The 20,370-nt window shown below is 71.9% G+C and carries 22 protein-coding genes and 1 riboswitch; of the genes, 11 read left to right on the top strand and 11 right to left on the bottom strand.

The window, feature by feature from the left end; all coding sequences use genetic code 11:
* Positions 1-6: 6 nt before the first annotated feature.
* A riboswitch (guanidine-I (ykkC/yxkD leader) is annotated at positions 7-124 on the bottom strand.
* Between the two features lie 139 nt (positions 125-263).
* Together ACN27G_RS10715 and ACN27G_RS10710 are read left to right on the top strand one after the other, a co-directional pair.
* Positions 264-737 carry a helix-turn-helix domain-containing protein gene (locus ACN27G_RS10715; protein ID WP_421492637.1) on the top strand — a complete coding sequence of 158 codons (474 nt, stop codon included), beginning with the start codon at positions 264-266 and terminating at the stop codon, positions 735-737.
* Positions 730-1,119, top strand: coding sequence for a DUF4180 domain-containing protein (locus tag ACN27G_RS10710; RefSeq protein WP_421492636.1), 390 nt, complete (start codon positions 730-732; stop codon positions 1,117-1,119). The genes ACN27G_RS10715 and ACN27G_RS10710 overlap by 8 nt, the downstream gene beginning before the upstream one ends.
* 133 nt (positions 1,120-1,252) lie before the next feature.
* Here the strand turns inward: ACN27G_RS10710 and ACN27G_RS10705 are convergent, their stop codons facing one another.
* The 4 genes from ACN27G_RS10705 to ACN27G_RS10690 all read right to left on the bottom strand — a co-directional run bounded on the left by ACN27G_RS10705 (position 1,253) and on the right by ACN27G_RS10690 (position 6,366).
* Positions 1,253-2,899, bottom strand: a complete 1,647-nt coding sequence (locus tag ACN27G_RS10705) for an ABC transporter permease (protein ID WP_421492635.1) — start codon at positions 2,897-2,899, stop codon at positions 1,253-1,255.
* Entirely contained in the window at positions 2,896-3,786 is an 891-nt protein-coding gene (locus ACN27G_RS10700) for an ATP-binding cassette domain-containing protein (RefSeq protein WP_421492634.1), read from the bottom strand. Before ACN27G_RS10700 ends, ACN27G_RS10705 begins: the two co-directional genes overlap by 4 nt.
* A 160-nt stretch (positions 3,787-3,946) precedes the next feature.
* A complete protein-coding gene (gene nhaA / locus ACN27G_RS10695; RefSeq protein WP_421497291.1) occupies positions 3,947-5,254 on the bottom strand; it encodes a Na+/H+ antiporter NhaA in 1,308 nt (435 codons plus the stop codon).
* Between the two features lie 137 nt (positions 5,255-5,391).
* The gene (locus ACN27G_RS10690) at positions 5,392-6,366 is read right to left on the bottom strand and encodes a sugar phosphate isomerase/epimerase family protein (RefSeq protein WP_421492633.1); all 975 of its coding nucleotides are present in this window, start codon (positions 6,364-6,366) and stop codon (positions 5,392-5,394) included.
* Between the two features lie 269 nt (positions 6,367-6,635).
* Here ACN27G_RS10690 and ACN27G_RS10685 point away from each other — a divergent pair, with 269 nt between their 5' ends.
* From ACN27G_RS10685 to ACN27G_RS10670, 4 genes are all read left to right on the top strand, one after another.
* Positions 6,636-7,235, top strand: a complete 600-nt coding sequence (locus ACN27G_RS10685; RefSeq protein ID WP_421492632.1) for a class I SAM-dependent methyltransferase — start codon at positions 6,636-6,638, stop codon at positions 7,233-7,235.
* Positions 7,236-7,381: 146 nt separating this feature from the next.
* The gene (locus ACN27G_RS10680) at positions 7,382-7,801 is read left to right on the top strand and encodes a hypothetical protein (protein ID WP_421492631.1); all 420 of its coding nucleotides are present in this window, start codon (positions 7,382-7,384) and stop codon (positions 7,799-7,801) included.
* Positions 7,802-7,804: 3 nt separating this feature from the next.
* Positions 7,805-8,038, top strand: a complete 234-nt coding sequence (locus ACN27G_RS10675) for a helix-turn-helix transcriptional regulator (protein WP_421492630.1) — start codon at positions 7,805-7,807, stop codon at positions 8,036-8,038.
* The gene (locus tag ACN27G_RS10670; protein ID WP_421492629.1) at positions 8,035-9,009 is read left to right on the top strand and encodes an NAD(P)-dependent alcohol dehydrogenase; all 975 of its coding nucleotides are present in this window, start codon (positions 8,035-8,037) and stop codon (positions 9,007-9,009) included. Before ACN27G_RS10675 ends, ACN27G_RS10670 begins: the two co-directional genes overlap by 4 nt.
* Before the next feature lie 10 nt (positions 9,010-9,019).
* Here the strand turns inward: ACN27G_RS10670 and ACN27G_RS10665 are convergent, their stop codons facing one another.
* The 3 genes from ACN27G_RS10665 to ACN27G_RS10655 form a co-directional block, all read right to left on the bottom strand.
* Positions 9,020-9,484, bottom strand: coding sequence for a hypothetical protein (locus tag ACN27G_RS10665; protein ID WP_421492628.1), 465 nt, complete (start codon positions 9,482-9,484; stop codon positions 9,020-9,022).
* Positions 9,485-9,714: 230 nt separating this feature from the next.
* On the bottom strand, positions 9,715-12,054 hold the full coding sequence (locus tag ACN27G_RS10660; protein WP_421492627.1) for a DUF6351 family protein: 2,340 nt from the start codon (positions 12,052-12,054) through the stop codon (positions 9,715-9,717).
* A gap of 94 nt (positions 12,055-12,148) precedes the next feature.
* Positions 12,149-14,326, bottom strand: coding sequence for a hypothetical protein (locus ACN27G_RS10655; protein WP_421492626.1), 2,178 nt, complete (start codon positions 14,324-14,326; stop codon positions 12,149-12,151).
* 320 nt (positions 14,327-14,646) lie between these two features.
* On the opposite strand from ACN27G_RS10655, the gene ACN27G_RS10650 reads away from it, so the two are divergent.
* The 4 genes from ACN27G_RS10650 (at position 14,647) to ACN27G_RS10635 (ending at position 16,945) form a co-directional block, all read left to right on the top strand.
* Entirely contained in the window at positions 14,647-15,531 is an 885-nt protein-coding gene (locus ACN27G_RS10650; protein WP_421492625.1) for a helix-turn-helix domain-containing protein, read from the top strand.
* Positions 15,524-15,730 (top strand): DUF397 domain-containing protein, encoded by a 207-nt coding sequence (locus tag ACN27G_RS10645; protein WP_421492624.1) that lies wholly within the window; start codon positions 15,524-15,526, stop codon positions 15,728-15,730. The genes ACN27G_RS10650 and ACN27G_RS10645 overlap by 8 nt, the downstream gene beginning before the upstream one ends.
* A gap of 204 nt (positions 15,731-15,934) precedes the next feature.
* A complete protein-coding gene (locus ACN27G_RS10640) occupies positions 15,935-16,141 on the top strand; it encodes a DUF397 domain-containing protein (protein ID WP_421492623.1) in 207 nt (68 codons plus the stop codon).
* 294 nt (positions 16,142-16,435) lie between these two features.
* Positions 16,436-16,945, top strand: coding sequence for a DUF5954 family protein (locus tag ACN27G_RS10635; RefSeq protein ID WP_421492622.1), 510 nt, complete (start codon positions 16,436-16,438; stop codon positions 16,943-16,945).
* A 476-nt stretch (positions 16,946-17,421) separates the two neighbouring features.
* Here ACN27G_RS10635 and ACN27G_RS10630 read toward each other — a convergent pair whose 3' ends face one another.
* The gene (locus tag ACN27G_RS10630; RefSeq protein WP_421497274.1) at positions 17,422-18,258 is read right to left on the bottom strand and encodes an IS5 family transposase; all 837 of its coding nucleotides are present in this window, start codon (positions 18,256-18,258) and stop codon (positions 17,422-17,424) included.
* Positions 18,259-18,478: 220 nt separating this feature from the next.
* On the bottom strand, positions 18,479-19,054 hold the full coding sequence (locus ACN27G_RS10625) for a TetR/AcrR family transcriptional regulator (RefSeq protein ID WP_421492621.1): 576 nt from the start codon (positions 19,052-19,054) through the stop codon (positions 18,479-18,481).
* A 100-nt stretch (positions 19,055-19,154) separates the two neighbouring features.
* Between ACN27G_RS10625 and ACN27G_RS10620 the strand changes: the two genes are divergently transcribed.
* A complete protein-coding gene (locus ACN27G_RS10620) occupies positions 19,155-19,535 on the top strand; it encodes a DUF4267 domain-containing protein (RefSeq protein ID WP_421492620.1) in 381 nt (126 codons plus the stop codon).
* A gap of 85 nt (positions 19,536-19,620) precedes the next feature.
* Here the strand turns inward: ACN27G_RS10620 and ACN27G_RS10615 are convergent, their stop codons facing one another.
* Both ACN27G_RS10615 and ACN27G_RS10610 read right to left on the bottom strand, forming a co-directional pair.
* The gene (locus ACN27G_RS10615) at positions 19,621-20,055 is read right to left on the bottom strand and encodes a hypothetical protein (protein ID WP_421492619.1); all 435 of its coding nucleotides are present in this window, start codon (positions 20,053-20,055) and stop codon (positions 19,621-19,623) included.
* A gap of 12 nt (positions 20,056-20,067) precedes the next feature.
* The gene (locus ACN27G_RS10610; protein ID WP_421492618.1) at positions 20,068-20,310 is read right to left on the bottom strand and encodes a hypothetical protein; all 243 of its coding nucleotides are present in this window, start codon (positions 20,308-20,310) and stop codon (positions 20,068-20,070) included.
* Positions 20,311-20,370 lie beyond the last annotated feature (60 nt).

Below are 20,370 nucleotides of genomic sequence, written 5' to 3'. Positions count from 1 at the left end.
GTGGCTGTCTCCCGGGCTTTTGTCCCGCCGTGGAGCGGCGCCGACCGCGCCGCCGGCCCCGCCTGCGCCTCTCGGACCAGTCCCGCCCGCACGGTGGGGCGGCGGAACCCTAGGCGCGCCTCAATAGCTGAGTCGCCTCGAAACGTAAGGGCGGCGCGTTTCCCTCGCTTTGCCCGCCGGTTGCGGGAAGGTATCGGCCACGCCCGCCACGCGTACGCGATAAACTGCCGTTTCCTCCCTTGAGTAAGCTAGTTTAGGGAGCGATGGGTAACGAGATGTACTCGGTGGAGCAGGTCGCCGCCCGGCTCGGCCTGCACGTGCGGACGGTCCGGGGCTACATCCGCAGCGGCCGGCTCCGGGCGGTGCGGATCGGCAAGCAGTACCGGATCGCCCGGGCCGACCTCGACGCGCTGACCGGCCGCTCCGAGCCGGTCCGGCACGGCCCGGCGGCGGTCGAGGTGTCGAGCATCGTGCAGGTCGACGGCATCGACCGGTCCGGCGCCGATCGACTGGGCACCCTCCTGCTGGCCGGGGCGAACACCCACCACGACCCCGCGCGGCCGCTGCGGGTGCAGACCATCCACGACGAGGAGCGGGCCCGAATGAAGATCGTGATAATCGGTGACCCCGGTGCCACCGCCGAGCTGCTGCGGCTGGTCGAGGGCGTACTCGACGGCGGGAACGGGCTGGTCGGCGGGGGCACCGGGGCGGTCGGCGGGGAGGTGGCGGATGCCTGACGAACTTCGGCACCTGGCCGGCGTCCCGGTGCTGGTCTGCGACCCGGCCGGCCCGCCGGTCGCCACCGAGCAGGACGCGCTGGACCTGATCGGCGCGGCCTTCCTCGGTGCCGAGGTGGTGGCGGTGCCGGCAAACCGGCTGGTCGAGCACTTCTTCTCCCTCGGCAGCCGCTTCGCCGGCGAGGTCATGCAGAAGTTCGTCAACTACCGGCTGCGGCTGGTCGTCGTCGGCGACATCTCCCGGCACCTCGCCGCCAGTGCGGCGCTGCGCGCTCTCGTCCACGAGTCGAACCGGGCCGGTCACGTCTGGTTCGTCGCCGACCTCGACGCGCTGGAGGTCCGGCTGCGCGCCACGGCCGACCCGACGACCCGCCCCGCCTGACCGGCCCCGGCACCGGCACCGGCCCGCGCGACGCGCCGCCCGGGGCCCGGGCCGACGCCGTCACCGCGCCGCCCGGCGCCGTGACCATGCCGCCCGGAAGCGCGGGCCGGCGCCGTCACCGCGCCGTCACCCGTCACCCCCGCAGGTCGCGCCTGCGGTAGCCGAGTGCTCCCAGCAGGGTGAGTGCGGTGGCCACGGCCAGCATGGCCGTGGCCGCGCCGCCGTCCGGCGGCTGGGCGGGGACCGGGGCGAGATGCGCGAACGGGGAGAGCCGGCCGACCCAGCCGGGCGCGCCGGTGCTGTCCGCGAGGACCTGCCAGAGGAACCCGCCGGCCGTGGGCAGCGCACCGACGAGGGTGACCACCCGGGGCAGCCAGCCGAGCGCCAGCACGGCCGCGCCGAGGCTCAGCAGCGCCACCGGCAGCACGTTGACGGTGCCGGCGAGAGCGGCGCCGAGGCCGAGCGGCGCGCCGACCCGGGCCGCGCCGCCCCAGGAGGCCAGCCCGGCGACGAGGGCGAGCAACACCGCACCGGCCACGGTGACGGCCAGCTCGGCGGTGAGCAGCCGGTTCCGGGTGACGGGCTGCGCGTAGAGCAGCGCGAGCCGGCGGCCGGTCTCGTCGGCGGCGAGCGCACCGATCCGGACGGCGACGAAGGCGCCGATCGGGATCGCCAGCAGCGCGTACATGGTGGCCACGTAGCCCTCGACCGAGCCGAGGCCGCCGAATCCGGCCCCGGCGGCGAGGTCGGCGAAGCGGGTGTTGTCGGCGAGAAAGCTGGTGATCGACACCGCGACCACGCCGATGAGCAGCGCGTACCCGGCTATGCCGACGGCCCAGCCGAGCAGCGGGCCGGCCAGCCGGCGGGCGGCGAACCCGGACAGCGAGCCGAGCAGCCAGAGCCGGGGCGTCCGGCCGGCCGGGGCGGCGAACCAACCGCCGCGCAGGTCGCGGTGCCGGGTCGCCACCAGCGCCGCGCCGAGCAGGCCGGCGGCGACAGCGGCCAGCACGGCCAGCGGCAACAGGCGGTTCGCCGCGTACGGCTGGACGAGCGCGACCAGCCCGAACGGTGACAGCCAGCGCAGCCAGCCGAGCGCGTCGACGCCGTCGCCCAGCATCCGGGCCAGCAACCCGGCGCCGAGCAGGGCCATCGCCGCACCACTTGCCGCGCCCCGGGTCGGGAAGAGCTGTGCGGCGAGGGCGCCCGCGGCGACGAAGTGGACCCCGAGCAGGGCCAGGCCGGCCCCGTGCAGCAGCGCCCCGTGCGGCGGGGTGCCGGCGGCGGTGAGCGCACCGGCGGCCGCGACTCCCGCGACGAGCGGCACGGCGGCCAGCACGGCGACGTGCCGGATCACGATCGCGGCGACCGGCAGCCGCCCGGCGGCCAGCAGGTCCCAGCGGCCGGCGTCCTCCTCGCCCCGCATCGTCCGGGTGGCGGCGAGCAGGCCCCAGATCCCGAGCAGTACGCCGAGCACGGTGCCGGTGCGCCAGACCGTGAACCCGCCCGCCTGGTCCAGGGCCACCGGGGTGCCGAAAAGGGTACGGATCGCCGGATTCCCGGCCAGCGCGGCGAGCGCGGCGGCGTCGAGCGCGTCGCCGACCGTGCCGGTGTAGGTGGCGGCGACCAGGGCGGACATCCCGGCGACCAGCACGACCACGATCGCCGCGCCGCGCCGGACCTGACGCAGGGCCAGCCCGATCACCGCACGCCCGGCGGAGCCTGCCACATCCCGTCCGAAGGCGCCGTCGTCGCGCGCGGCGCGGAGGTCGACGGCGGTCACCGGGACGCCTGCGAGTAGTAGTCGAGGAAGATCTCCTCCAGGGTCGGCTCGGAGATCTGCACCGCGCTCACCCCGGCGTCCGAGAGCGCCCGCAAGGCCGGTCCGGGCGGGCCGGTCAGGGTGAACCGCAGCCGCCCGGGGCCGGTCTCCCGCATCCCCTCGACCCCGGGCAGGCCGGTCAGCTCCGGCACCGGTCCGGTGAAGGTGGCCTCGACCCGGCTGCGGTGCAGCCGGCGCAGCTCCGCCACACCGGCGACCTCGACCAGGTGGCCGGCGCGCAGGATCGCCACCTGGTCGCAGACCGCCTCGACCTCGGCGAGCTGGTGCGAGCTGAGGAAGACCGTCCGGCCGCGCTCGCGGGCCTCGGCGACGGCGGTGCGGAACTCCCGCTCCATCAACGGGTCGAGCCCGCTGGTCGGCTCGTCGAGGACCAGCAGCGGAGCCCGGGTCGCGAAGGCGGCCACCAGAGCCACCTTCTGCCGGTTACCGGTCGAGTACGCCCGTCCGGGCGTACCGAGGTCGAGGGCGAACCGGCGCACCAGCTCGTCCCGGTAGGCCGGGTCGACTCCCGGCCCGATCCGGCCGAGCAGCTCCAGGATCTCGGCGCCGGTCAGGTCGGGCCAGAGCGCGACGTCGGCCGGAACGTACGCGATGAAGCGGTGCGCCGCCGCCACGTCCGCGGCGTCGGTGTCGAAGACCCAGGCGCGTCCGGCGGTCGGGCGGGCGAGCCCGAGCAGCAGCCGGATCGTGGTGGACTTGCCCGCGCCGTTCGGCCCGAGGAAGCCGAAGACCTGGCCGGCCGGCACGGTGAGGTCCAACGCCGCCAGGGCGCGGACGGGGCCGTAGTGTTTGGTCAACCCGGTGGTGCGGATGGCGGCAGCGGTCACGGGCTCTCCCCGGTCGGCGACGGACACGACAGCCGACCAGACTTCCCGGCACACCACGGCGGAGCCTACCCGCCGGCATCGACGGGCGGAAGGAGACCGGCGGGGCGGCGGTCCGGATCGGCGCTGGGCGCACAATCCGGTCGGGCCACCCCTCGCCCGCTCAGGTTCGGGGGCTCTGCTCCTGGTAGACGTCCGGCACGCCGTCGGCGTCGGTGTCGCGCTCCTCGAGCGAGCAGATGCGCTGGTAGTGCCGGTTGCGCATCCGCAGGACGACGGTGGCCAGCGCCGCCGAGAGCAGCGACCCGAGCAGTACGCCGATCTTGGTGTGGTCGTCCCGTTCGGTGCCGGCGCCGAACGCCAGCTCGCCGATCAGCAGGGAGACGGTGAAGCCGATCCCGGCCAGCAGCGCCAGCCCGAACACGTCCCACCAGCCGAGCCCCTCGGCGAGCCGGGCCCGGGTGAGCCGCTGCACCAGCCAGGTCGCGCCGAGCACCCCGGCGGCCTTGCCGGCGACCAACCCGACCACCACGCCGAGCGCGACCGAGTCGGTCAGGGAGGCGCCGAGGCCGCCGGCACCGGCCACCGACACCCCGGCGGCGAAGAAGGCGAAGACCGGCACCGCGAACCCGGCGGAGACGGGTCGGAAGCGGTGCTCGAAGTGCTCCGCGAGCCCGGGCCCGGGGCCGGGTTTGCGCCGCAGCACCGGCACGGTGAACGCGAGCGCCACTCCGGCGACCGTGGCGTGCACGCCTGACTCGTGCACCAGCACCCAGGTCACCGCGGCCAGCGGCAGCAGCAGCCACCAGGAGCGCACCCGGCGCTGCACCAGCAGGCCGAAGAGGGCCAGTGGGATCAGCGCCAGCAGCAGCGGCCCGAAGCTCAGCGAGCCGGTGTAGAAGATGGCGATGATCACGATCGCCAGGAGGTCGTCGACGACCGCGAGGGTGAGCAGGAAGGTGCGCATCGCCGCCGGCAGGTGCGTGTTGATCACCCCGAGCACGGCGAGCGCGAACGCGATGTCGGTGGCGGTCGGGATCGCCCAGCCGGCCAGCGCACCGTCTCCGGCGCCCGCGTTGAAGGCCGTGTAGATCAGGGCCGGCACCGCCATGCCGCCGACCGCGGCGGCGACCGGCAGCATCGCCCGGCGCGGCTCGCGCAGGTCACCGGCGACGAACTCACGCTTGAGCTCCAGCCCGGCGACGAAGAAGAAGATCGCCAGCAGTCCGTCGGCCGCCCAGGTCGCCAGGCTGAGGTCCAGGTGCAGGGCGGCGGGGCCGATCTCGAAGGCGCCGAGCGTCCGGTAGGACTCGGACCACGGCGAGTTCGCCCAGGCGAGGGCCAGCACGGCGGCGATGAGCAGCAGCACCCCGCCCACGGTCTCGGTCCGGAGGATGTCGCCGACACGGCGAACCTCGGACCAGCTACCACGGGCGAACAGACGCGGCTTGCGGCTGCCGGGGGTGACCATCTGGGTGCCTCCGGTGGGTCGACGATCCAATCGCCGACCAGACTTCCCGGCACACCGGTATCTACCCTATCCGAACCACGATCATCGGCCCAGCCAGGAGTGGAAGCCGGCCGCCGCCTCCGCCGGTCACCACCGCCTCAGCGGTGTCCGCGTAGCGCCCGCATCCGCCGGTAGCTGCGTTCCGCCGCACCGAGCGAGCCGGGCGGGTTCGGCTGCGCGCTCGGCGCGGTGTCCTGCTCCCAGAGGTAGCCGTAGCGGTACGGGTTGCCGCGCAGCGCGCCGAAGAACTCGTCGAACGGGATCTCGCCGAGCCCGAACTCCACATCCGCGTAGGAGTTGCCCTGCTGCGGGTCGGGCAGCGGCACCCCGTCCTTGACGTGGAAGAGCGGATAGCGGTGCGGGTGCGCGTTGACGTAGTCGACCGGCCGGAAGCCGGGGTACTTCCGCGCCCCGCCGTACGCCCAGAGAATGTCCATCTCCAGCGCCACCACCCGGGGATCGGTGTGCTCCAGGAAGACGTCGTAGAGGCGCACGGCCGGCTGGTCGACGGCGAAGCTGAACTCGATCGTGTGGTTGTGCTGGTAGATCGTGATGCCCCGGCGGGCGGCCCGCTGGCCCCAGGCGTTGAACTCCGCCGCAGCCGCCTTGTAGCCGTCAACGGTCCGGTCCTCCGTCGGCGCCTGGGCGGTGCCGAGGTAGCGCATCCCGAGGGTGCGGGCGATGTCGAGTTCCTCGTCGAGGTTGTTCCGGAAGTCGGCGAGCCCGCGGTGGCTGCCGGAAGCGCGCAGGCCGTTGCAGTCCAGCAGGCGCCGGATCTGCTTCGGGGTGATGGCGCCGAGGCTGCCCTGGGTGTAGCCGGCGAACTCGACCTCCCGGTAGCCGATCCGGGACAGCTCCTCGAAGACCCGGGCGAAGCCGTACTCGGCGACCTTGTCCCGCACGCTGTAGAGCTGGATGCCGGTCCGTTCCTTCGGGATGAGCCGTCCACCCCTGCCCCGGCCGCCCCCGCTGGCCAGGGCCGGCGTCTCGGCCAGCGTCGCGGCCCCGACCGCGACCGTGGTCCCGGCGAGCCCGCGCAGGAACGCGCGGCGGTCGATGCTGTGCTTACCCATTGTTTCGATCCCCTCTCAACAGCAGGCGCGGGCCGGACGGCGGGGCGCAAGCCGGATCGCCGTCGCGGTGCGGCGACGGTCGGCGATCGTGGTGGCGGCCCGGAGCCGGTTGCTCGTCAGCTTTTGGCCGCCGAACCGAAAGTTAGGCCAAAGCTATCGAAGCTTTTCGAGGGTGTAAACCTTCTTCGCGTCTGGAACGCCAAATGTCGCGGCTCACCGAGATGAATGTCATCTGCCTGCGCCGGAGCCGGACGGTAGGCTGCGGGATCGTGGACGCATCGACCTGGGATGACCGCTACGCCTCGACGGAGCTGCTCTGGAGCGCCGTGCCCAACCGGTTCGTCGAGGCCGAGTTGGCCGACCTGCCACCGGGCCGGGCCGTGGACCTCGCCGCCGGAGAGGGTCGCAACGCGATCTGGCTGGCGGGACAGGGCTGGGAGGTCACCGCCGTCGACTTCTCCGCCGTCGCCGTCGAGAAGGGACGGCGGCTCGCCGAGGCGGTCGGCGTCGCGCTGGACTGGGTCGTCGCGGACCTGCTCGAGTACGAGCCGGAGCCGGGCGGGTTCGACCTGGTGCTGGTGGCGTACCTGCACCTGCCGGCCGGCGAACTCGACACCGTGCTGGACCGGGCCGCCCGGGCGCTCGTTCCGGGTGGGGTGCTGCTGGTGGTCGGGCACGACGCGGAGAACCTGCGGCACGGCGTCGGCGGGCCGCAGGACCCGGCCGTGCTGCACACCCCGGAGGGCATCGCGGCCCGGCTGCCGGGTCTGCGGGTGGAGCGGGCCGAGCGGGTACGCCGCCCCGTCCCCGACGCCGAACGCGAGGCGATCGACACCCTGGTCCGGGCCTACCGCCCGCCGTCGCGCTGAGCTGGGTCCCCGGGCTCCACGGCAGCCGCCGTCATCCGACCTGACTCGCCACACGTCGCTCCGTCATGTCTAGAAAACTTGACACCATGTCTATGGCTCTTTACTCTTCGGGTGTCAAGAATTCTTTACCTCTCGGGAGTCCGGCGATGTCGTACGAAGAGAAGGGCACCTGGGTCAGCCTGGTGGTCGCGGTGGCGGTCTACGCGGTCTATCTCGGGATCGTCCTGAACAGACTCGCCGGCACCCCGGCCACCGAGGTGCCGTACGTGTCGACGCTGCTGCTCACCATCGGCGTCTCGATCGTCGTCTCCATCGTCGCCCGCATCGCGGTGGAGATCGCCCGCCCCAGTGACAGCCACGCCAGCGACGTCCGGGACCGTGAGATCCACCGGCACGGCGAGCGTGTCGGGCAGGGACCACTGATCGCCGCCGCCCTGGTGGCGCTCGGCCTGGCACTGCTCGACGTCGACCACTTCTGGATCGCGAACGCGCTCTACCTCGGATTCGTCGCCTCGTCGGTGACCGGCTCCGTCGTCAAGCTCGTCGCCTACCGCAGGGGCATGTGAGCGATGGTCAAGCCGACCCGGGTCACCAACTCGATCCGCGCCCTGCGGTTCGCCGCCGGCGAGATGACGCAGGCGCAGCTCGCCGAGCGGATCGGGGTGACCCGGCAGACCGTCATCGCCATCGAGCAGGGGCGGTACTCCCCCTCGCTGGAGATGGCATTCCAGATCGCCCGCGTCTTCGCGGTCCCGCTCGACGAGGTGTTCCAGTATCCCGACCCCGAAGGGGAGCAGCCATGAGAGCCGCCGTGTACCGCAGCTACGGTCCCCCGGACGCCGTCCGGGTCGAAGAGGTGCCGACGCCGACGCCCGCCGGGGAGGAGGTGCTCGTCCGGGTGCACGCCGCGACGGTAAGCGTGACCGACGGCACCGCCCGGCGGGGCTCCCCGGGCTACTCCCGGCTCTTCTTCGGGCTGCGCCGGCCGAAGTGGACGGTGCTGGGCTCCGAGTTCGCCGGTGTGGTCGAGGCGGTGGGGCCGGCGGTGCACCGGGTGCGGGTCGGTGACGAGGTCGTCGGCGTCACCGGGCCGGATTTCGGGGCGCATGCCGAGTACGTCCGGGTCCGCCAGGACGGCGCCCTCGCCGCCAAGCCGGCGAACCTCGACTTCGCCGGGGCCGTCGCCCTGGCCGACACGACCGCGCTGGCCTTCCTGCGGGACCGGGCCCGGCTCGGCGCCGGCCAGACGATCCTGGTCAACGGCGCCTCCGGCAGCGTCGGCAGCATGGCGGTGCAGCTCGCCAAGCACTACGGCGCCACGGTCACCGGGGTGTGCAGCACGGCGCACCTCGATCTCGTGCGCGAGCTCGGTGCCGACGCCGTCCTCGACTACACCAGGGAGGACTTCACCCGCAGCGGGCAGACCTACGACGTCGTCTTCGACGTGGCCGGCACGAGTTCGTTCGGCCGCTGCCGCCGGGTGCTCGGCCCGGCCGGGCGCTACCTCAGCCCGGTGCCGTCACCCGGGCTGCTGGTCCAGATGCCCTGGACGGCGGCGTTCGGCCGGCGCAGGGCGGTGCTCGCCTTCACCGGGTTGCGGAAGGCGGCGGAGAAGACCCGGGACCTGCTCTTCGTGAAGGAACTGGCGGAGGCGGGCGCGCTCCGCCCGGTCATCGCGGCCCGCTATCCGCTGGACCGCATCGTCGACGCGCATCGCCACGTCGAGGGCGGCAAGCACGGCAACGTCATCCTCGTCATGCCGGAGCAGGGCTGATGCACAGCCGCTATTCGTGCCGGCTGACGCCTTCCGAGTGCATGCCGGTCTGCTCCTCCAGCGGATTGTTGCGGAGGTCGTCGAGGGCGGTGTCGTCGGGAAAGAGCCTGCGACCCGGGCCGGGATCCGCCGGCGCACCGCCCGGGCCCGCCTCCGGGGCGCGGGTCGGCTCCACCGGACCGAAGCCGTGCCTGCCGGCGCCCTGCGCCCACGGCAGGTCCTGTTCCTCGTCCGCGCGCCGCTCGCCGCGCCGCGCGGGCGGCAGGCCGGCCTCCTCGCTCCCCTCGTCCAGCGGCGAGTCCTCGGCCGCACCCCACGGCGCGTCCCGGTCCTCGGTGCCCCCGGTGGTCCCCCACGGCCCGACCGACTGCGGGCCCCGGTCCCGGCCGTTCGGAGCCGCCGACCCGCCGCCGGCGTCGCCCCGCCCGAGCTGGTCGCCCGCCTCCTGGTCCACCGCCCGCTTCCTGGCGCCCATTCCACCACCCCCCGCTGACGAGTCGCCCCTGCCGGGCCCCGGTCGGCGCCCGGCACGCCTGTCCGCCCCGGGTGTGCCGTTCCCGGGACGCGGCCAGACATGCCGGCGACCGGGGAGGAATCTTCGCCGCCGGCACCACCGGCAACCGCCGCCGGGTCGTGCCCGTGCTGTCAGCGGTGGTCGCAGCCTGTCAGCAGTAGCTACAGACTTTCAGCGGTAGTCGCAGACGCTCAGCGGTAGTCACAGACTCCGGTCGGGAAGATCGCTTCCAGGCGCCGCCGGTCGGCGTCGGTCGGGCGCCACGAGCCATAGAGCCCGCGGGCGATCGCCACCCGGACGGGCTGCCGGTCACAGGCGTAGACGCCGCCCTCGATCGGGCCACCGGCGACGGTCCGGGAGGTGCCGTAGAGCGGGAAGAGCCGCGTGCAGGGGCCGTCGGGGCGGTTGTCGAGAATGCCGTCCCAGACGTGCTCGCCCCGGGCGATCTCCGTACCGGTGGTGGTGAAGCAGCGGTCGACGGCGAGCGCCGGCCGGTTGCCGGCCACCCCCCGCCACGGATGCGCCCGGATGTTCGCCATCCACTCGTCGATCACCGCCAGCGCCTCCGGGGTCTGGTCGAAGACCTCGGCCGGCCGGGCGTCGGTGAACCAGATGACCTGGTTGCCGGCGTGCCCGTCGTGCTCGCGCATCCGCTGCCGGGACGCGAACGACTGGTGGACGTCGTGCATGTCCAACTGCTCTTCGAGGTAGTGCCGCCAGTCGACGATCGGGATGTCGATGTCGCCGGTGAAGACGACCCCCGAGGAGTAGGCGGCCCGGATCGCCGCCCGGTCCCCCGTGGTACGCGGTGCCGGCGTCCGCCCGCCGTCCGGGGAGAGCCGCATGTTCCGGGACGACCACGGGTCGAACTGGGCCGGATCGGCACACGCCTCCGGGGTGTACGGGCAACCCTCCTGCACCATCTCCGACGCCGGCTTCCACGAGCCGACCCGGGCGTTCAGGTCGAGGAACTCGGCCGGGGTGATCCGGCCCGAGGCCAGCGCCGACAGGCCGTACTGGACGCCGACGTTGTCCCAGGTGGAGCGGGCGTACCCGGCCGGGTCGGTGCCGTAGACGTTCACCAGGTCGGCCCAGTGCGACCACTGCACCGTGCGCTCCACGCCGGGCGGGTCCATCCGGGACCAGAGCGGGTCGCCCGGAAACCAGCGCGGGTTGAGCGCGAGCGGGGTCAGGCCGCGCCAGCCCTCGACGCACTCGGTCGAGCCGGGCGCGCCGCCACGGTACGGGTTCGGCACGGTGGCGCTGGCGTTCATGCCGATCAGCCAGGTCCGGTTCTCCCAGTCATGCCACTTCGGGTTGGCGGCGTCGGTGACGTCCATGTAGTACTCGAGCAACTCGCAGTCGCCGACGTGGATCGTCTGGGTCGCCATGTCCGGGTACGAGTACTGCGGGATGGCCGCGTCGATCACCCGGTCGCCGTGGTTCTGGCCGTAGATGTACTGCTGGATGCCGCCGCCGGAGCCGCCCACCCCGACGGTGTAGAGCGGGACGCCGTACTCCTCGACGAAGTGTTCCTTCAGCATCAGCGCGGTCTCGCCACCGAGCACCAGGTTGTAGTGGGTGGCGGTGCGGGTGCCGGTCGAGTAGAGGACGGCGTAGCCGAGCGAGAGCCCCTCGTGGTAGAGGTGGGCGCCGGGAAGCCGCCCCTGGTCGTGCCCGATCGCCACCCCGCCGTCGAAGCGGTAGACGGCCCGCCGGTTCCAGTTCCCCTCCAGCATCGCGATGGAGTAGACGAAGCGGTTGATGGTGCCGCGCTCCCGGCGTACGACGTAGTCGACCGTCCGGCCGTCCAGGGTGCGGGTGGTGGTCAGGTCGGCGGGTCGGGAGCCGTCCGGCGGCATCGGCCTGAAGCTGCCGTCGGCGGCCCGGTAGAGCCGGTCGGTGATCGTGGCGGCGGCACAGTCCCGGCTCCAGCCGACCACCGAGCCGTCCGGCCCGAGGACCCGCATCCCCTGCCCCTCCTGGTTGTCCACCAGCGGCTGCCCGAGCCCGTTCTGCTCGGTGCGGCAGAGGAACGGATACTGCCGGGGTCCGGAGAAGATCGGACCCGAGACGGGGTGGTTGCGGAGGACGAGGGTTGCGGCGCGGGCCTGCCGGGCGCTCGCCCGGAGCAGGTTGGTGCCGTCACGTAGCCCGCCGACCACGCCACGCAGCGACCGCCCGTCGACCCGGAACGCGCGGGTCACGTCGGTGCCGTTCCGGCTGATCCGGACGGCGCGCGGGTCGATCCGGCCGGCGAGCGTCACCCGGACCAGCGCGTCGCCGCCGCTGACCTGGTCCGGCCGGCTGGAGAGGATCTCGATGTCGAGCCGCTGCCCGGCAGGGCCGGTCCAGGCGGCGGCCGGGGTCGCCGCGCCGAGGGTGAGCACGGCGGTCAGGGCGACTCCGAGCCCGCCGGTGAGGCTCCGGTGGGCGCGGTGTCTCCGCCGGCTCGGCCGGTTCGTGCGTACGGTGTGGACGGTGCCGGAAGCCGTATGCCGGCGGTGAGCGAGGAACCTGAGCACGGACATCGGTAACTCGGTCTCCTCCCGGAGCCCCGGATGGTGGCGGACATCGACGATGTCACGACGATCGTTCGCTTGTCGAGGCCGGGCCGCGCCACGTTCACTCCCCGGGCCGGCACTCCCCGGTCCGGGACTCCCCGGTCCGGGACTCCCCGGTCCGGGACTCCCCGGTCCGGGACTCCCCGGTCCGGGACTCCCCGGTCCGGGACTCCCCGGTCCGGGAGCCGGGCGGAGCGAAGCGGACGGTGACCCACTGCCCGGGATGGTCCGCACCGAGCCGGCGAAGCATCGGTTCCGGGGCGGCGATCGGCTCCGACATCCCGGAGCACGGCGCCGGGACCGGTCGGGCCGGTTCGTCCGGTACCGCCTCGGCGAGCACGCTCGGCAGGTAGTCGAGGGCACAGGCGATCGCCCCGGCCAGGGTCGGCCGGCCCGGGAAGTCGTACTCCGTCCCCGCTGCCGTCCACACCGGATCGGCGACGGTGACCTCGACCCGCCAGGAGAGGCACCGGCTCTGGTCTGCCTCGGCCGGTCGGGACCGGGCGGGCGATGGGTCGTCGCGAGCCGAGTTGTCGCGTGCCGAGTCGTCGCGTAGCGAGTCGTCGCGTAGCGAGACCTCGACCGCCAGGCCGAGGGCGTGTGCGAGCCGGACCAGCTCCGGTAGCGACGGCGCCTCGGCCGGGGCGGCCAGCACGATCAGCCGACCGCCGGGTCTGCCCCGGCCCGCCTCGGCAAGATACCGGGTCAACGGCTCGACCCCCTCCACCCGGCCGGAGACGTACCCGTCGCGCAGGTCGGGGTCGACCGGCCAGCCGCCGTCGGCCTCGGTGAGCTCCTCCGGCCGTACGCCGAACGGGGCGGCGTGGCCGCCCAGCCGGAACCGCTCGGGAAGCTGGACCACCGGGGTGCCGTCGGCATCGAGCCCGACCGGCGACACGGGCGCGGCGTCCCCGGCCCGCCAGGTCAGGTGGACGACCCGGCCCGCCAGGTCGGTGAGGGTGACGACGAGTGCCTGATAGCTCCGGCGGCTCCCCCGGCAGGTGTGGCAGCTCGACACCCTGGTGCTCAACCCGGTGCCACCGCATCCGGCGCAGCCCGGGTCGGTGGCGGGGTTGGCCAGGGCGCAGGGACAGAGCCGCTGGCTCTCGGCCGGATCGCAGTCCGGGCACGGGGTGGACGGGATCGCGTCGCCCAGCCAGGCCGGATCCGGTGGCTCCCAGCCGCGCCGCAGCAGCTCCGTGCGGTGGTGCACGAGCTGCCCGGTCTCCCGCTCGACCAGCCGGTCGGCATGCCCGGCGACCCGCAGGCTGCTGTGCCACCAGTGGCCGTCCCGCCAGATGGCGCAGGCACCGGGCAGCGGCTCGCCGGTGCGCAGATCGGTGCAGTCGGCGACGACCCGGCGTGTGATCTGGGCCAGGTCGCGGACCGGCCGCGCCCGGTCCGACCCCGCGTCGGCCGTCGGGACGAGATAGCGGGCGGGCGCGGCCAGGCCACGTGCGGCAAGCCCCGAGATCGCGTACGGCACGGTGACGATGCCGAGCGCGTCGGCCGGGCAGGTGGCGGTACCGCGCAGCCTCCCCGGCACCGCCGCCCCGGGCAGGTCGAACCGGACATCCCAGAGCAGGTCGTCGTGGCGCAGCCGGCGCGCCTCCAGGACCATGTCGAGACAGAGCAGGTCGGCGAGGGCGCAGAGCTGGTCGAGTCGCCGCTGCGGCGTGAGCGGTGGCGGTGCGGCGCCGCGACCGAGGAACACCTGCCAGCTTTCGCCGGGGTGGCCGGCGATGGCGCGACTCTCCAGCGTCAACCGCTGCCCGTCGGAAAGCTCGGGGCTCCACTCGTCCGGCAGCCGCACCGCCGTGGCCCTGGCCGGCGGCGCGGAACAGCTCGTCCAGGTCGCCGCGCCGACGGCTTCGGCCAGTTCGTCGACCACGGGGGACAGCGGCAGTTGCCAGCCGCCGTCGGACGCCGGTCGGGGTGTGAGCGCGCCCGGGACGACGCTCGCCGAGGAGACCTCACCGGTGTCCAGGTTGGCCACCGTCAGCACGAGCTGCGCCCGCCGCTCTCCCCGCTGGCCGCACTGCTGGCAAGGGCCGCCGACGCGACCGAGGCCCCGACAGACCCGGCAGTCCCGGTACGGCCGTCGGGGCGCCGGCTCGTCGGTGACCAGACGCCGGTCGCCGTGCTCGACGCAGGTGCAGGCGGCGAGGGTGAGGCCCAGGCCGTCGCAGCTCGGGCAGGTGGTGACCGGGGCACGGCCGTCGGTCCTCGGCCGGGTCATCGTCGTACGCCCCGAGCCCGCCGGTGGTCCGCGCGGCGATGACGATCGGCGCGGTGGCGGCGGGCGGAGTGGAAGTGGCTGACAATTGCGCACACGGCAGCAGCATCCTTTCGCCGATGATTTGACGATCGACCCGGAGGCCCGACACGAGACCGTTTGGACGGTCGCCTTCCGCACGCCATCTTGTAGCCTGTACCGGCGGGCTGGCAACCAATTCCCGCGAGAAACAGACGCCAGTCATTGACTTATTTATGGGAAACAGATAGACGTTTCAGCGGAGGCGGCAGGATGTTGCAAAATCAATCGTGAGGAGTGATCAGATGACCGAGGACATGGGCTCGACCGTGCCCCGCCGCCAACTCGGGCGCACCCTCAAGCAACTGCGCGCCGAGGCCGGGGTGACCCTGGACGCGACCGCCGACGCCCTGGAGTGCAGCCGGCAGAAGATCTGGCGGATCGAGAGTGGACTCGCGGTCGTCCGCGCGGTGGACGTCAGGGCGATGTGCGGGCTCTACGACGTCCGGACGGATCTGGTCACCGCGCTGGTCGGGCTGGCCAGCCAGACCAGGGCCAAGGGGTGGTGGCACGCGTACGGCGACGCCATCCCCGAGTGGTTCGAACTCTACGTCGGCCTCGAATCCGCCGCCTCCCGCCTCCGCTATTTCAAAGATGCGCTGCTTCCCGGCATCGTGCAGACACGTGACTATGCGCTCGGGATGTACCGCACCGACCAGCCGGAGATGAGCGAGGATGGTCGGGCGCGGGCCGTCGAGGCACGCCTGCAACGACAAAGCCTGCTGACCCGCCGCCTGCCCCCGGCACCGAGCGTCGAACTCGTGCTGTCCGAGGCCGCCCTGCTACGACCCGTCTCCGACCGTCAGGTCATGGCGGGACAGCTCGCACACCTGCTCACCCTCGCCGAGTTGCCCAACGTCGTCATCCGGGTCCTGCCACTGGCAGCCGGACATCACCGGGGCTCCCTGGCCGGATCGTTCATCATCCTCGACTTTCCGCCCGGCAACCGGAACACTCCCGAGCCGCCGATCGTCTACTGCGAGTCGCTAACCGGGGCGCTATATCTCGATCGGCCCGTCGAATACGCCGCCTACGAGAAGGTATGGGCGAGCCTGGACGCGCTCGCCCTCGATGAGGGACAATCGAGAAGCATGATCAATAAGATCCTCGGGGAGATGCAGCATGACTGAGCTGCGCGGCGCGCGCTGGCGCAAGAGCACCCGCAGCGGGGGCAACGGAGGCGAGTGCATCGAGGTCGCCGACCACCTGGTCGGCATCGTCGCCGTACGCGACAGCAGAGATCCCGCCGGACCGGTCCTGACCTTCCCCCCGTACGCCTGGTCCGCCTTCGTTGCAGGAGTCAAGAGCTCGCCTCCCCCCACCCCCTGAGGGGTCGTTACCGGGAAGAGTGACGGCGGGGTCGACGAACCTACTCGACATGATCTTCGCTGGTGTTCGACCGGCGCCGGACCGGCCACACCTGTCCCACGGTGTACCGCCCGCCATCTGTTGCGAGTCACGGGCTGACCGCTCTTGCTCTCGATGAGGGACAATCGATGTACATGATCGAAAAGACTGCTGCGGAGGTCCATCATGGCTGACCTGACCGGCGCCACGTGGCGCAAGAGCACGCGCAGCGGCGACAACGGAGGCGAGTGCATCGAGGTCGCCGACCACCTGGTCGGCATCGTCGCCGTACGCGACAGCAGAGATCCCGCCGGACCGGTCCTGACCTTCCCCCCGTACGCCTGGTCCGCCTTCCTTGCAGGAGTCAAGAGCTCGCCTCCCCCCACCCCCTGAGGGGTCGTTACCGGGAAGAGTGACGGCGGGGTCGACGAACCTACTCGACATGATCTTCGCTGGTGTTCGACCGGCGCCGGACCGGCCACACCTGTCCCACGGTGTACCGACCCGCCGCGGTGACCACTCCGGCCTGCCGCTGGAGAGAGCGCTCGGTCCGACCGGGATCGGACCCGTCGCGGCAGGTGGTCGATGCCCGGATGGTGGCGCTTTGTGGGTGAGCCGCCGATATCTGTGCCGAACTGTGGTGGTGGCGGGACCCCGTTTCGGCAGCCAAGTGAACACAATGCGCACATGGCCAATGACGGTAAGCGGGTGCCGGAGCACCTGCTGATCAAGATCGAGCAGCGGGACGACCCCGTGTCGGCGGTCTCCGAGGACGACGCCCGGCGCCGTTCGGTCGCCTATCCGACGCTCATGTGGGGCGCCCCGATCTTCGGCTCCGCCGAGGAGGTGGACGGCCGGTGGCGGATCCTCCGGCTCAACGCCGACGCGCCGCAACACGCCCGGGACAGTCTCGCGTCCCACTTCCGGAAACTGTTCAGCGATACGCCGGACACCGCCGAACACACGGCCGAGCGGACCGAGTACGAAACGGTGTACGAGCTACTCGACTGGGAGCCGGTCGACGAACTCACCGTTTACGGCCGCCGCTACCGGATCATCCGGGCCCAACCGTTCATCCGGATGGGCCCGGACGGACCTGAGCCGCCCCGGCCCACCGATCCGGACCCGTATCCGCCGGGCCAGGCGGAGCGGGACACGACAACGAAAGTGGACAGGCGACCGTACCGGCGTCCCTGACCGGCAAGACCACCGCAATCGCCGCCGGCCATGGCCACTCACTGGCGATCGCGACGCCGTAGCCACCAGGCGAAGACCATCCCCGGCCGAGTCCCGACGCGACGATCATCGCCGGCACGACAGGACCTGGAGGGCAAAGGACGTACCACGGGTGGCCGGGGCGCTCCCCCGGCCACCCGTGCCCAGAACCGGCAACCAGACGGCCGGGGCGTGCCGCCGTCCGGCCATCCTGGACCAACGTCGTTGCCGTCCGGGCCTTCTACCAGTGGGCCGCAGCCGCACGACGGGCAGTGATCTCTACAACCAGGTAGGTCATGATCGGGTGCGCGGATCCGCCCCCGACAGCATGTCGCGCCATGCCACTGTCGCGTGGTGTCGCGTGGTGTCGAGTGCGGCGCGGGGCCGGCGGGCAGATCCATGGTGCGGGGTCGGTCTTAGAGGACGTCTGATTCACGTACTTCGTCGGTTATGTGGGTTTAGCCGTATCGCCAGGTTGGGGTGGTTTCGGCGGTGAGGCGTTTGGCGAGGTTGTCGATCATGGCGAGGGTGATCATGCTGGCGGAGTTGTCGGGTCGTGCTTCGTAGTCGCGTGCGAGCCGGCGGTGGTGCATGAGCCATCCCAGGGTGCGTTCGACGACCCAACGCCGTTTGACGACGCTGAATCCTTTGGCCTGTGGGTCCTTGGTGACGGTCTCGACGTCGATGCCGAGTTGGGCGCCGTGTTCGACGACGCGGTTCTTGAAGCCGGCGTCGACCCAGGTCTTGGTCAGGGTGGGGTAGGCGGTGGTGGCCTGGTCGAGTAGGTCGATGCCGATGGTGTTGTCGCTGGCGCTGGCGGCGGTGACGACCACCGCCAGTAGGAGACCGAGGGTGTCGGTGATGATGCCGCGTTTGCGGCCTACGATCTTCTTTCCGGCGTCGGTGCCCTGTGTGGACAGTGGGACGTTGGTGGAGGTCTTTACGCTCTGGCTGTCCATGATGGATGCGGTGGGGTGGATGGTGCGGCCGTGGTGGTCGCGTACGAGGCCGGTGAGGTTGTAGTTCAGTTCGGTGAGGATGCCTTCCTTGCTCCAGGCGGCGAAGTAGCCGTAGACGGTGGCGTGGGGCGGGAAGTCGTGGGGCAGGTAGCGCCAGGCGATGCCGGTGCGGTTGACGTACAGGATGGCGTTGAAGATCTCGCGTAGGTCGTGGGTGGGCGTGCGGCCGCCGATGCCGGCGTCGGTGCGGGCCTGGCGCCAGGCGGTGAGGCGGGGTGCGATCAGGGCCCAGCGGGCGTCGGACAGGTCGGATGGGTAGGCTCGCCGTGCGGTCATGGTGCGGTCGTACGCTGTCTGGAGGCCGGCTCGGCGGACGTTATGTCCGCTGATTGCGGGCGTAAGCGAATCAGACAGGATCGCAGGGTGAAACGCGTCGATTCCGGCCAGAGCAGAGCTGGATCGGATGCGTTCATTCCAGGTCAGGTCCGGCATTTGTGTCACCGAGGCCGAGATGCGAATCGGGCACTACTGACGCGAACGCGAAACAAACGTCCAGTTACGGGGTGTTCGCGAACTGGGTCACGAGACAGTCAATTCGTTCCTCCTGTCCGGCAGGGGGGATGCGGCCGCCGTCCGACAGGACGACGATGCCGTGCAGGGCGCTCCAGATGACTTCGGCGAGCAGTTCGCGTCGTTCGTTGTCCGGCCGGAAGCAGCTGACGAACTCGTCGAAACAAGCCCGCAGCGGAACCGGCGTCTCCGCGCCGGCGAATGTCAGGTCGGTGGGCAGGATGAACATGGCCTGGTAGAGGGCAGGTCGCTCGGTCGCGAACTCCAGGTAGGCGCCGCAGACAGCCCGCAGGGCCTCTCCGGGTCTGGCAACTGCCTGCCGCGCGCGGCGCAGATGCAGCGCGAGCTCGCCGAATCCGTCCAGGGCGACGGCGCCGACGATGGCGTCCCTGCCGTTGAAATGGCTGTACAGCACCGGCTGGCTGTACTCGACCCGTTCGGCGAGTCGTCGTGTCGTCACGGCCTCCCAGCCTTCGGCCTCCGCGAGTTCACGTGCGGCCGTGATGATCATCTGATGACGGTGGGCGCGTTCACGTTCGCGGCGCTCACGGATGGCGGACATGACTCGGATCCTAGCAGCGCTAGACATACTTTCGCTGATAGGCTATCGTTGCTACGGGTTCTAGCATCGCTAGCCCCGTGTCGCCACCGAAAGGACACCCATGATCGTCAATGTCGCCGACGTGCTCGCCGCACTGATCGGCGCAGGCATCATCGTCATCGGCGTGCGTGCGCTCTGGGCGCCGCAGGCCGCCGCAGCGAGCTTTGGCATCCCCGGTACGCCGACCGGGGAGCCAAACCTCCGGGTATGGCTCTCCATCAAGGCCGTACGCGACATAGCCTCGGGGCTCTTCATCTTCATCCTGTTGGCTGGAGCGACCCCCGACCTGTTGGGTTGGTTCATGCTGGCCGCCACCGGCATACCCGTCGGCGACGCACTGATCGTGTTGCGCAGCAACGGACCCAAGGCAGCCGCATACGGCATCCACGGCGCCACCGCCGTGGTGATGCTGGTGATCAGCGTGCTCCTGCTCATCGGGTGACCGTCGGGATCACCCCCGGCGGCAGGCATGTCCTGGCGGACGTGCCTGCCTACCGGAGTCCCGCGCGTGACTACCCAGCATTGGGCTAGCGCCAGCGGTCGCCTCGGCGGAGCAGATAGTGCGAATAGACGTACCGCCATGGGATGACGGCGAGGATGACGACGACCCAGAGGATTTCGCCCGTCGTGCTGCGGGTCTCCGGGTCCATATCGTGGTCGAGCCACCGCGGCAGTGCGACGGCGGCGAGCCAGGTCAGCTTCCAGGCCACCTCGAAGAGCAGGATCGGCAGTAGCTGCACCGGATACCGCAGCCCGAGCAGGGCGAGGACCGACATCGCGACCAGGATGCAGACGACCACACTGTCCAGCAGCGGCCATGGGTCGTCGTGCGCGATGAGCAGCGGCCACTTGTACACCACCAGGCCGCCGCCGAGGATCAGGTAGCCGAGCCGCAGTGCGTACAGGCGCCACAGCGGCAGCTCGGTGCGGAGCGAGATGTCTGGTTCCGTTGTGGTGTTCATCGTCTGTCTCCGTCAGGTCGTGGGGATGTCGGGTGGTGGTGAGGATTCGGTGACAGTCGGCGTCGCCCGCAGGGTGAGGACCTCGTGACCGCGTATCGCCTCGATGAACGACTGGAAGCTGCCCGCGACGAGGCAGCGCACGATCGGACCCTCCCGCTCGACGGCGCTGACGCCGGACGCCCGCTCGATCCGCGCCACCGGTGGTGCGCCGACGAAGCTGATCTCGACCCGATGGACCGGGAACTGGGCTGCCATGCCGGCCACCGTAGGCGCGGCGCCGGGCGGGGCCATCCGTGGCAGCACCGAGCCGGTACT

Origin of the sequence: Plantactinospora sp. WMMB334, from assembly GCF_049179095.1 — a bacterium.
GTDB lineage: Bacteria > Actinomycetota > Actinomycetes > Mycobacteriales > Micromonosporaceae > Plantactinospora.
The sequence above is the reverse complement of the archived record's forward strand: the minus strand, read 5'-3'. Positions and strand labels throughout refer to the sequence as shown.

What these genes read in the sequence shown, in the direction of transcription:
- ACN27G_RS10640 (WP_421492623.1), top strand. Translation starts at nt 15,935, where the DNA reads ATGGCTGACCTGACCGGCGCCACGTGGCGCAAGAGCACGCGCAGCGGC.
- ACN27G_RS10635 (WP_421492622.1), top strand. Translation starts at nt 16,436, where the DNA reads ATGGCCAATGACGGTAAGCGGGTGCCGGAGCACCTGCTGATCAAGATC.
- ACN27G_RS10655 (WP_421492626.1), bottom strand. Translation starts at nt 14,326, where the DNA reads ATGACCCGGCCGAGGACCGACGGCCGTGCCCCGGTCACCACCTGCCCG.
- ACN27G_RS10650 (WP_421492625.1), top strand. Translation starts at nt 14,647, where the DNA reads ATGACCGAGGACATGGGCTCGACCGTGCCCCGCCGCCAACTCGGGCGC.
- ACN27G_RS10615 (WP_421492619.1), bottom strand. Translation starts at nt 20,055, where the DNA reads ATGAACACCACAACGGAACCAGACATCTCGCTCCGCACCGAGCTGCCG.
- ACN27G_RS10610 (WP_421492618.1), bottom strand. Translation starts at nt 20,310, where the DNA reads ATGGCAGCCCAGTTCCCGGTCCATCGGGTCGAGATCAGCTTCGTCGGC.
- ACN27G_RS10715 (WP_421492637.1), top strand. Translation starts at nt 264, where the DNA reads ATGGGTAACGAGATGTACTCGGTGGAGCAGGTCGCCGCCCGGCTCGGC.
- ACN27G_RS10670 (WP_421492629.1), top strand. Translation starts at nt 8,035, where the DNA reads ATGAGAGCCGCCGTGTACCGCAGCTACGGTCCCCCGGACGCCGTCCGG.
- nhaA (WP_421497291.1), bottom strand. Translation starts at nt 5,254, where the DNA reads ATGGTCACCCCCGGCAGCCGCAAGCCGCGTCTGTTCGCCCGTGGTAGC.
- ACN27G_RS10710 (WP_421492636.1), top strand. Translation starts at nt 730, where the DNA reads ATGCCTGACGAACTTCGGCACCTGGCCGGCGTCCCGGTGCTGGTCTGC.
- ACN27G_RS10630 (WP_421497274.1), bottom strand. Translation starts at nt 18,258, where the DNA reads ATGACCGCACGGCGAGCCTACCCATCCGACCTGTCCGACGCCCGCTGG.
- ACN27G_RS10625 (WP_421492621.1), bottom strand. Translation starts at nt 19,054, where the DNA reads ATGTCCGCCATCCGTGAGCGCCGCGAACGTGAACGCGCCCACCGTCAT.
- ACN27G_RS10660 (WP_421492627.1), bottom strand. Translation starts at nt 12,054, where the DNA reads ATGTCCGTGCTCAGGTTCCTCGCTCACCGCCGGCATACGGCTTCCGGC.
- ACN27G_RS10620 (WP_421492620.1), top strand. Translation starts at nt 19,155, where the DNA reads ATGATCGTCAATGTCGCCGACGTGCTCGCCGCACTGATCGGCGCAGGC.
- ACN27G_RS10645 (WP_421492624.1), top strand. Translation starts at nt 15,524, where the DNA reads ATGACTGAGCTGCGCGGCGCGCGCTGGCGCAAGAGCACCCGCAGCGGG.
- ACN27G_RS10690 (WP_421492633.1), bottom strand. Translation starts at nt 6,366, where the DNA reads ATGGGTAAGCACAGCATCGACCGCCGCGCGTTCCTGCGCGGGCTCGCC.
- ACN27G_RS10675 (WP_421492630.1), top strand. Translation starts at nt 7,805, where the DNA reads ATGGTCAAGCCGACCCGGGTCACCAACTCGATCCGCGCCCTGCGGTTC.
- ACN27G_RS10665 (WP_421492628.1), bottom strand. Translation starts at nt 9,484, where the DNA reads ATGGGCGCCAGGAAGCGGGCGGTGGACCAGGAGGCGGGCGACCAGCTC.
- ACN27G_RS10680 (WP_421492631.1), top strand. Translation starts at nt 7,382, where the DNA reads ATGTCGTACGAAGAGAAGGGCACCTGGGTCAGCCTGGTGGTCGCGGTG.